The 8,643-nt window shown below is 59.6% G+C and carries 9 protein-coding genes; 6 read left to right on the forward strand and 3 right to left on the reverse strand.

The genetic code is table 11. The annotated features are described in order from the left end of the window. Positions 1-332 precede the first annotated feature (332 nt). Together QCE64_RS18965 and QCE64_RS18970 are read left to right on the forward strand one after the other, a co-directional pair. Positions 333-1,757: an FAD-dependent oxidoreductase gene (locus QCE64_RS18965; protein ID WP_310005501.1), complete on the forward strand. Its 1,425-nt coding sequence runs from the start codon at positions 333-335 to the stop codon at positions 1,755-1,757. Positions 1,758-1,800: 43 nt separating this feature from the next. Continuing rightward, positions 1,801-2,373, forward strand: coding sequence for a sugar transferase (locus QCE64_RS18970; RefSeq protein WP_310005503.1), 573 nt, complete (start codon positions 1,801-1,803; stop codon positions 2,371-2,373). A gap of 4 nt (positions 2,374-2,377) precedes the next feature. Here the strand turns inward: QCE64_RS18970 and QCE64_RS18975 are convergent, their stop codons facing one another. The 3 genes from QCE64_RS18975 to QCE64_RS18985 form a co-directional block, all read right to left on the reverse strand. Continuing rightward, the gene (locus QCE64_RS18975; protein ID WP_310005505.1) at positions 2,378-3,010 is read right to left on the reverse strand and encodes a PIG-L family deacetylase; all 633 of its coding nucleotides are present in this window, start codon (positions 3,008-3,010) and stop codon (positions 2,378-2,380) included. Next, entirely contained in the window at positions 3,010-3,924 is a 915-nt protein-coding gene (locus tag QCE64_RS18980; RefSeq protein ID WP_310005507.1) for an NAD(P)-dependent oxidoreductase, read from the reverse strand. Before QCE64_RS18980 ends, QCE64_RS18975 begins: the two co-directional genes overlap by 1 nt. Before the next feature lie 1,105 nt (positions 3,925-5,029). Continuing rightward, positions 5,030-5,320 (reverse strand): hypothetical protein, encoded by a 291-nt coding sequence (locus QCE64_RS18985; protein ID WP_310005509.1) that lies wholly within the window; start codon positions 5,318-5,320, stop codon positions 5,030-5,032. A 306-nt stretch (positions 5,321-5,626) separates the two neighbouring features. Between QCE64_RS18985 and QCE64_RS18990 the strand changes: the two genes are divergently transcribed. The 4 genes from QCE64_RS18990 (at position 5,627) to QCE64_RS19005 (ending at position 7,523) form a co-directional block, all read left to right on the forward strand. Next, on the forward strand, positions 5,627-5,905 hold the full coding sequence (locus QCE64_RS18990) for a hypothetical protein (protein WP_310005511.1): 279 nt from the start codon (positions 5,627-5,629) through the stop codon (positions 5,903-5,905). A gap of 26 nt (positions 5,906-5,931) precedes the next feature. After that, a complete protein-coding gene (locus tag QCE64_RS18995) occupies positions 5,932-6,276 on the forward strand; it encodes a hypothetical protein (RefSeq protein ID WP_310005513.1) in 345 nt (114 codons plus the stop codon). An 11-nt stretch (positions 6,277-6,287) separates the two neighbouring features. After that, the gene (locus QCE64_RS19000) at positions 6,288-6,617 is read left to right on the forward strand and encodes a hypothetical protein (protein WP_310005515.1); all 330 of its coding nucleotides are present in this window, start codon (positions 6,288-6,290) and stop codon (positions 6,615-6,617) included. Between the two features lie 534 nt (positions 6,618-7,151). Continuing rightward, positions 7,152-7,523: a hypothetical protein gene (locus QCE64_RS19005; protein ID WP_310005518.1), complete on the forward strand. Its 372-nt coding sequence runs from the start codon at positions 7,152-7,154 to the stop codon at positions 7,521-7,523. Positions 7,524-8,643 lie beyond the last annotated feature (1,120 nt).

The raw sequence follows: 8,643 nt of genomic DNA on the forward strand, positions 1-8,643 counted from the left end.
CATCAGCGTTCAAACGGCTTGATCTCACGTGTCCTCTGCTGGCGGCCTAGGCCCGGACGGCCGCGAAGGCCGAAGCATACTCGCGCACGCGACCACGTTTCCTATCGTCACGCATCGCATCGAGATCTAGAGAAAGGTGCCCCAAAACAAGGAGCCATTCTCTGGCCGTCATATCGACACTTAAAGTCGAGCGTGGCCGAACCCACAAGCCACACCAGAAAGCAGCAGCCATGCGGTTGCGAAAGACGACGAAAAACTGCAATCTTGGAAACTGGAGTTTGGGCAGGTTATCGAGAGGGCCACCCAAAGCACTCATTGCTTACTGGAGCGGCATGGCGAGTCCGTCAATCATCATAGCTGGCGCGGGACCCTGCGGAATCGGTGCTGCATTGACACTACGTCAGGCGTATTCCTCGACGCCTTTCATTCTGATCGACGAGCGCGACCACGCTGGCGGCAACGCAGCCTCCGCCGTCACGCCGGAGGGTTTCCTGTTCGACTATGGCGGACACGTGCTGTTCGTTCACGAGAAGTACGCCGCGTTCAGTGCAACGCTCCGTTCTCTGGACATCGAGTGGCACGAGTCCGAACCGATTCGCGGTGTCCATATGTTCGGCAAGCTCATTCCGACGCCCATTCAGCGTCACGTGCACCGCTTTCCGCCGGCACACGCATGGCCGATCTTCTCCGATCTGCTGCTGCACCGTCTGGGCAAAGCGATTGGCATCGGTCGCCGAGCGGTGCCCGAGACTGCCGATAACTTCCATCATCATCTTCATCGTTCCTTCGGCCGCGAACTGACGCGCCGGATCATGGAGCCGCTTAACCGAAAGATGTGGACGCTCGATCCACAGGAGATGAGCAGCGAGTGGGTCCGACAGCGCAGCGGCTCACCCTTGCACAATGTGCCGCAGGTGCGCCTTCGCCGCATGCTTAAACATGCGATCCTTCGCACGGACGACCCGGCCTGGAGCCGGAACGACCGAGTGCCATATCCCCGCGAGGGCGGCATGGGGACGATCTGGCAACGGGCATCCGAGCGGATCGGCGCGCAACGCATTCGTCTTGGCCGCAGCATCGTGGCCATCGAGACGGGCAAGCGCCAGATTCACCTCTCGGACGAAACGCATCATTCCTACACTGCGCTCATCTCCTCCATTCCGCTCGACACTCTGGCCGAGTGCTGCATCGACCGGCCAGATATCCAGAGTCTGGGCAAGCGATTGCGCCGATCCTCCGCGATTCTTCTCGGCTTCGGTATGCGCGGGAGCATTCCGGAACGCTATCGTGGCGTGCATAGTTTTCAGTGTCCCGACGCGTCACATCCTTTCTGGCGCGTGACGATTCCCTCGAATTTCTCGCCCGGCAACGTGCCGTCCGGCGGCCCGTATTATTCGCTCCTTTGCGAAATCAGCCGTGCACCTGACCAACCTGCGATGATCGACGACAACCTGCGCCGTGATGTTCTGCAAGGGCTGCGTGCCATCGGGCTGATGGACGATCAGGCCGTCGTATCCACCTTCGAAAAAACGCTCGCTCACGGCTACCCTTTGCCTTTTCAAGGTCGCGATGCTGCGCTGGCGGACATTCACGAGCAACTGGAACCACTCGGCATCTTCAGCCGGGGACGCTTCGGCGGCTGGCGCTACGAAGTGTCGAATATGGACCATGCCTACATGCAGGGACTGGAAGTCGTCCACCGCATCATGTCCGGTGCGCCCGAGACTACGTATTGTGCACCGGAGCAGGTCAATTAAGCCGGCCGCGCCCGAGCGCCGCGGGTCGTATCGCGTCAAGCGCTTGCTCGATATCGCCGGCGCGGTGCTGCTTCTGCTCGCGCTCGGTCCCGTTCTCCTGCTCGCCATGGGCGCGATCCTGCTCAGCTCTGGCCGCCCGGTCCTGCATCTGGCTAATCGCTGGGGCAGGGAAGAGCGGCAGTTCGTCTGCTACAAGCTGCGGACGATGCACCGCGACGGCGACGCGGTTCTGAAAGCTCATGGACTGGCGACACGGGGGCCGAATGGCGAGACGCTCACCTACGATCCGGATCCGCGCATCGGCCGCCTTGGCGGGCTGCTGCGCCGGCTGAGCATTGACGAACTTCCTCAGCTCATCAACGTGCTGCGCGGCGATATGAGTCTGATCGGCCCGCGCGCGCTGGTGATCTCGATGCTGGCCGACCTGCCTGATATCCGGCAGGCGCGCTCGGTTGTCCGGCCCGGATTGACCGGCCTGTGGCAAGTGCGCGCGCGGCGAAAGAACGTCAGTGTGTTCGATATGATCAATGACGATTTGGAGTACATCCGGACATTCAACCTGTTGCTGGATGTCCGGATCGCCGTGCTGACGATCGTCCGGATCGTCGGGCCCTGAGGAGCTAGAGGAAAAAGCGGGCGATATTGAACGTTTCCGCGGCGTGCACACCGATATCGTCTCCCCGTGTTTGCATGCGCCGCGCCAGCGCCTCCGGTGTTCGGCCACCGGCCCATTCCGTGGCATAGAAGCTCATGGCCTCGCACTTTTGGGTAACGTGCCGTGCTTCCAGTGGCGACCACATGTTCGGCACGAAGCTGGGAAAGAAGCCCTGTTCCGTCGACGTGGACACCTCGAACAGATAGACATTCTTGCGCCGCCGAAAAGGACGAGTTGCAATCTCCACGGCACGGCTGACGCTGCCGTGGACCTGATTGCAGTCGCCTGGCCAATGCGTGAAGATCGTGTCCGCCCATTCGACCTCCGGCAAGATGAGGTCGTGCAGATGATGAACGCCTGCCTCGAGTGACTTTTCGTCGATGAGCGGGTCGCCCACTAGAGCTTCCGCCCCGAGGTGGGTGCAACTGCGCCTGAAGGCACGCTCCAGTTCCGCCCAGTGCGCCACGCCGCGCGGATCGTTGCGCCGCACGGGCAGCAGCACCCGAACTTCATGACCGCTCTCGGACAGCCGGGCTAAGGTTCCGCCGCAGCCGATCACCTCGTCATCGGGATGAGCGACGACAGCCAGAACCTTCATCAGGCTGCCTGTGGTTGTGCAAAGGCCCGGGCATACCATTCCAGCGTGTCATGAAGCGATTCGGTCCAGTCCAGGAATTGCAGGTCGCCCAGCACGGTTCGGAGCGGCTGGATGTCAGCGATCAACCGGGTCTCCGGTGTTTCGCCACGGCGCATGGGCAGGTGAACGACGCCGGCGCCATTGCCGAAATAGTCGTTCACCGCAGCGGCAATCTCGTTGACGGAAAGACCGATGCCCCGTCCCAGGTCGACGGGGTCCGCGCTGCCGCCCGCCTCGACGAACTCCACGGTCAGGCGGCCGATGTCATCGGAATGGATCATGTCGACAATCTGCTCTCCGCTGCCGAAGATCTCGATGGGCATACCCTTGCTCGCGCGTTCCGCAAAGGACGGAATGATCTTGCGCACCGGACCAGTCGCCTGGCCGGGGCCATATGCGTTGAAGTAGCGCAGCGTCGAGATGTTCGTGCTGCCCATTGACGCGTAGAGCTTCGCGAACTGCTCCGAAGCGTGCTTGGTGATCGTGTAGGTATTGAGCCAGACGTTCGGCTTGGACGGATAGAAAAGATTGGGCACGGCGTTCTGCACACAGGCCGCAAAGACATTCACGGCGCCCGTGATATTGATCTGGATTCCGGCCAGCACGTCGTCATCCAGCTCGGTTGTCCCCAGCTTGCCCGCCAGGTGGTAGACGGTGTCGCGGCCCTGCGTCAGGTCGCGCATAGCGTGCACATCCATGATGTCGGCCCGGACGACCTTGGCCGCACCCTCACCAAACAATGCGTCGCACTTCGCGGTATCCGCGTATCGGTCGGCGATCGTGACTGCATCTCCCCGCGCAATCAGATGGCGTACGATCGCGGCGCCCAAAAAGCCCTGACCACCGATGACGAGTGATTGTTGCGCACTTCCCATATTGCAGCTCCCTTGCTTTTTATGATTTTGGCGATGGCTGCGATCGTGATTGCACGACCTGGCTAAACGGATGCGATCTGATTCGGTATCGTTCGCCGATCAAGAGTTGCTCGAGTCCCCGTTGTTGTAGGCGCTTAATCTGTCGAGCCCCGATCGAATTGTGGAGAACCCAATGGGTTGCAGTATGTTTGCATCCGAACATAAGAGTCTGGGCGGAGACTGTTTGGCGCCTGATGCCGGTGAGGGTTGTGAACGGGCTGAAGCCGTTGCGGTATTGATCGCCGAGATTTGAAGTACGCGAGCCTATGTACCGCACGGATCAGACAATAGCCCGCCGCCGGTCATTCGAGAAGGGCGCATCCTTCCGGTATGAAGAAAAGAAAATTTGACAGGTGCACGACTCTGCGCTGATCCCATCATGCGAGGATTAAACAGTAGAAGGATGTCCGGGGATAGCCGGATTTTGATTTTCTATGAATTTCGACCTTCGGCCGTCAATGTGATCTATTCGGAGGCGCCGTGTCCGCTCGGTTTTTGGATTGCGGATAGCGCATGGCGGGTGTCAACGCTGCGTTCGAGCGACGGTGCGCGCTTGGGGCGTAGAAGCGAAAAAGGCAAAAATCGGCACGTTACCGGGCGACGTGGGACTAGTGCAGCCGCGTCAACTGCCGGACCTTGACGGAAGCATTGGAGCGCGGAGGTCGGCGCTTGCCGTCATCGCGCGATTTGATTGGCTACATCAGACGAGGAACGAAGCGATAGGGAAGCGCTTGTAAGTCACGCCGCGTGCCGCAGATGAGATGAAGGTATAGACCATCGGACCGCACCTGGTAGACGATCCAGCTCTCAGAGGAAAGCGCCTGGCAGAACGAATCTCGATAAACCCATCAAGCTCCCAAGGAAAGTGGCCACTCTCAGAAAACTCGCATCGTTCTGCTTCACGAGCAGTTCGCCCCGTTCTCGAAGCCTCGAAGCGAAGAGATTGAAAAGACCATACCGGCGATGCTGCTGCGAAGTTGCGCGGACGTCCAATCTCAACTCTGAAACTTCCCACGGAGCAAGTATTTTTCCTTGTTGGCTCGCGCAGCGCGGCGAACTCGACTCACTACACGGGCTGTTGCGCTATCCAGTCGAGCGCATATTGCCGTCCGCCCTCCAAGGCATGTCTTTCGGTCGTGAATTGCTCGGGCAAGTCGTAGTCGTAAAACACTTCGCCGGACATAAGGCGGATAACGCCAACCGCGCGCCAGAAGTGCGGGCCGATATAACGCGCGTTTGTCTCAATCGTCCATGGCGCGGTAGGCCCGCCGTTCAACTCCATCGGTGGCGGTCCGCCTGCCTGTTCGGCGCGCAGCGTCTTGAAATACGCAGTGTCGTCAATCTCGTTCGAGTCCAATTTTTCTGCTTTGGGGACGACAGACTAGGAAAATATCTGCCCGACCTCGCCTTATTGATTCTTGAGATCATTGTAGAACATGCTTACATAAGTGCGTGGACGAACATAAGTAATGGCAAGAATTGGTTGAAGATCGCATCTGGCCGCCTGCGGACACGCACGCGGAGGAAGGCGGACTCTCATAAAGAACCGCGTGACGTTTCTCGATACCGGCTGCGGCAGTGGCCCGATATGTGCGCTGACGACTTCGAGACAGCATAACTTCGTTGCATGGCTTACGCATCAATTCGGGCAGGAATTGACTTCGTGAGTGCCACGCCGAATCAAACACCAGTGGCGCATCCTGAAGATCGAGCCGAAATGACAACCCCACAGAAGCCTAAAGCGTATCAGGTTGACCACGGCGAAGGTCTAGGGAAAAGGTTCGTTGTCGTCTTCGCCGTATCCGGTGCGAGCGCGCGGCGCGAAGTTGCGTCGATGCTCGACCTTACGCGGAACGAGGTCGGCGGTTGCCGTCGCGCGCCCGAGTTTGACAAATTTGCGCCCGGCCCGGTGCCCGTCGGTGTGCTGACCGCCCGCGCATAAGCATCTCCGTCCTCACGGATACAACGATGAAAAACGACACCGCACCTGTGCAATCGAGCGATGCCGAAATTCGCGCAACCCTGATCGCCCAGTTGAAGGAGTACGGCCCCACCCGCGCGAAGACGCTCACCAAGCGCGCGGGCGTGCCCTATGAACGTATCCGTCGCGTGCTCGAAGCGGCGCGCGCAACGGGCGAACTGAAAGATTGCGCCGACGAAAGCTGGGGCGGCTATCCGATGAAAGCGTGGGCGGTCACGGCCAGCGCGACCGTCCAAAAGGCGCAGGCAAGCCGCTTCGCGTTCTCGCCGAGCGAAACCTTGGCAGAGATGCAGGTGAGCGCTCGCGCGACCCTGATGCGAGGTATGGCATGAGCGGCGGGCGCATGGCCCGACGCGAGCGGCTCGAATGGCTACTCGTCGCAATGGCGTCTGGTCGCTACGGCCCGTCCATTGATACGAGCATGCGCGACTTCGAAGCAGACTTCATTGTCGCAACAGCCGCGCAGACTTATGTTATGCCCGGCGGGCGCGAGCGCGCTCGCCACTTGGTTGTCGACTTGACAGAGATTGTTGATCGCGGGCAGGCGACTCGCGAGTCGAAGACGGTCCGTGAGGACAGTCACACGCGTAACTACGCACGATTCACCCTTACGCAGCAGGGCAGGGATGAAGCCCGGGCCATCGCCGCGCGCACCACGAAGGAAACCGCATGATGCGCACGAGCTCCGCGAGAAGGCGATGCCGTCTGCGAAGCGGTTTGATTGATTACTTCTGTACATGCTCACACAGATCGAGCACGATACTGTGGACATCATGATCCGGGAGTTCGTGGGCGCGTAGACGAGCGCCACGAACGCGCCGCACGCGGTCGTATGCATGGGGGCGAACAGGCGCCCCGCCTTGGGCTCGGTTGGGCGAGCTTTTCAAGCGCACCACGTCAGCATCGCTTGATCCTTGGCAGACACAAATGGCTCGCGCGCGTACTCGTGCGAATCGGCTCCTTACTGACTAGCGAACGGAGGCTCCAGCCGTCGTACAAGACCCGCGCCTCCGCTAGGACCGCACTTCCACCGCTGGCCTTCGCTCGGCAAAGACTCATCGCGCCTTGTGATAAGGGTCGCTCTCCTTAACGTGCCGATGGCAGGCCAGCAGCGGGCGTACTGCAGCGTGGCTGCCATCTTGGCCGCCCATGCGTGGATCGGGCTTTGGAAGTTTGAAATCTATCGGTCAATTCCGCGAATGCGCTCATGAAAACGCTCACCGCCGCTGGCACTGACACTCCGCGAAGTGCTCGCGCGCCCAATTTTCAAAACGTCTACCAAATTGAAATCCACCAGCCTCCCGGAATCTTCAGCGTAACCTTGGTAGCGCTTTCACGAGCATCGTGGCTGGCTGCGAGGATCCGGCCTGGCGCCGATGTCAGGCTTGTGCATGAGATCGCGGCATTGATGCTGCTTGATGCAAATCCGGTTCAAAGTGAACTGGACTATAGAGATCTGCATGCGCTGTGTGAGCGACAGCTTGTTCTATTGGAGAGATTGGCGTCGGGAGTGGAGCGCCCTCACTTGACGGAACATGGGCGGGCTGTGCTGCAACATGTGGCCAACCGATGCACCTAGTTCAATGTATCGTCTAACCCCTCGATAGGGCGACCGCAGAACACGACGCGTGAATATCTCAATCACGTGAAGTGTGTTGAACGCCCAGCTGGCGTTCAAACGTAGGCGAAGCTCATGCGACAAAGACGATCATATCCGCATACCGACCGCTCGCCTTGTCAGGGAACGTGATACCGGCGTCGCCTCCGCGCAGATGAGAAATTGCCCCCAAGCCAGGGGGACTGCGGCGTCTCCGCCGAGTAGCGATCGACGTGCGCTGGTTCGCGTCGTCGGACGGACTAGTCTGACAGCACGCGACCCCGGGACCTTGTGGACGTGAGAACGCTTCGAAGCCGGAATGACTGAGCCGTCGGTGCGAGTTGCTTTTTTTGTGGCCAGCGTCGACGTCGGATGACAGCGTTCGGTCGCAAAGGTGCATCCAAACGTGTCTGCCAAGGCCACCCACGGTCCACCCGGGTCTCACATTAGAGGTTACGACAGCTTAAACGAAGCTCGACCCGCTCTGTCAATCAGTAGTCCATATGAAAATGCTTTAATACTATTTATGGCAAGCTGCCAGTCCAACGGCATTAGCCTCCGGGGCACGCGGCAAGCCGAACGCTCCTTGCCGGCCAGTTTCAGCCTTTCGTGCGTGGCAAAGTCGGCCACTTGAGCGGCAAGTCCTCCCCCGGCAGCAGCCGTTTGTTGCGCACGACGTCTAGTCCATTGCCGCCGTAAGCCGGGCCCCGTTTGAATGTATGTCTGCTTACTGCCCTTGTTTGTTCTGGGCAACGAAAAGACATACCTACGGACGACGGCGACGGATAGCACTTCATTGCTCACTTGCAGCCGGATCAGACTACTGACCACGTGGGTGCTAATCCTAGGTACGGAACCCTGCGCCATCCCGTGCGTGAATGCGGCGACGCTACTGAGCGTGTGACCAAAAAGCGCTTCTTGACAATTAGCGTAAGCGTCATTCCGCGGCCGCATGGACAGAGCTTAAGCCGGTGTTCAAAGTAATGTCCGTTACTTCAAGTGGTGGGGACTACTTTGGACACACGGAATGCGCGATCATCGAACCGCAAAGGCAGACCGAATTACACACCAGAGTACCGGCGGCAAGTTGCCGTCGCGGCGT

Origin of the sequence: Caballeronia sp. LZ043, assembly GCF_031451075.1 — a bacterium.
Lineage (GTDB): Bacteria > Pseudomonadota > Gammaproteobacteria > Burkholderiales > Burkholderiaceae > Caballeronia.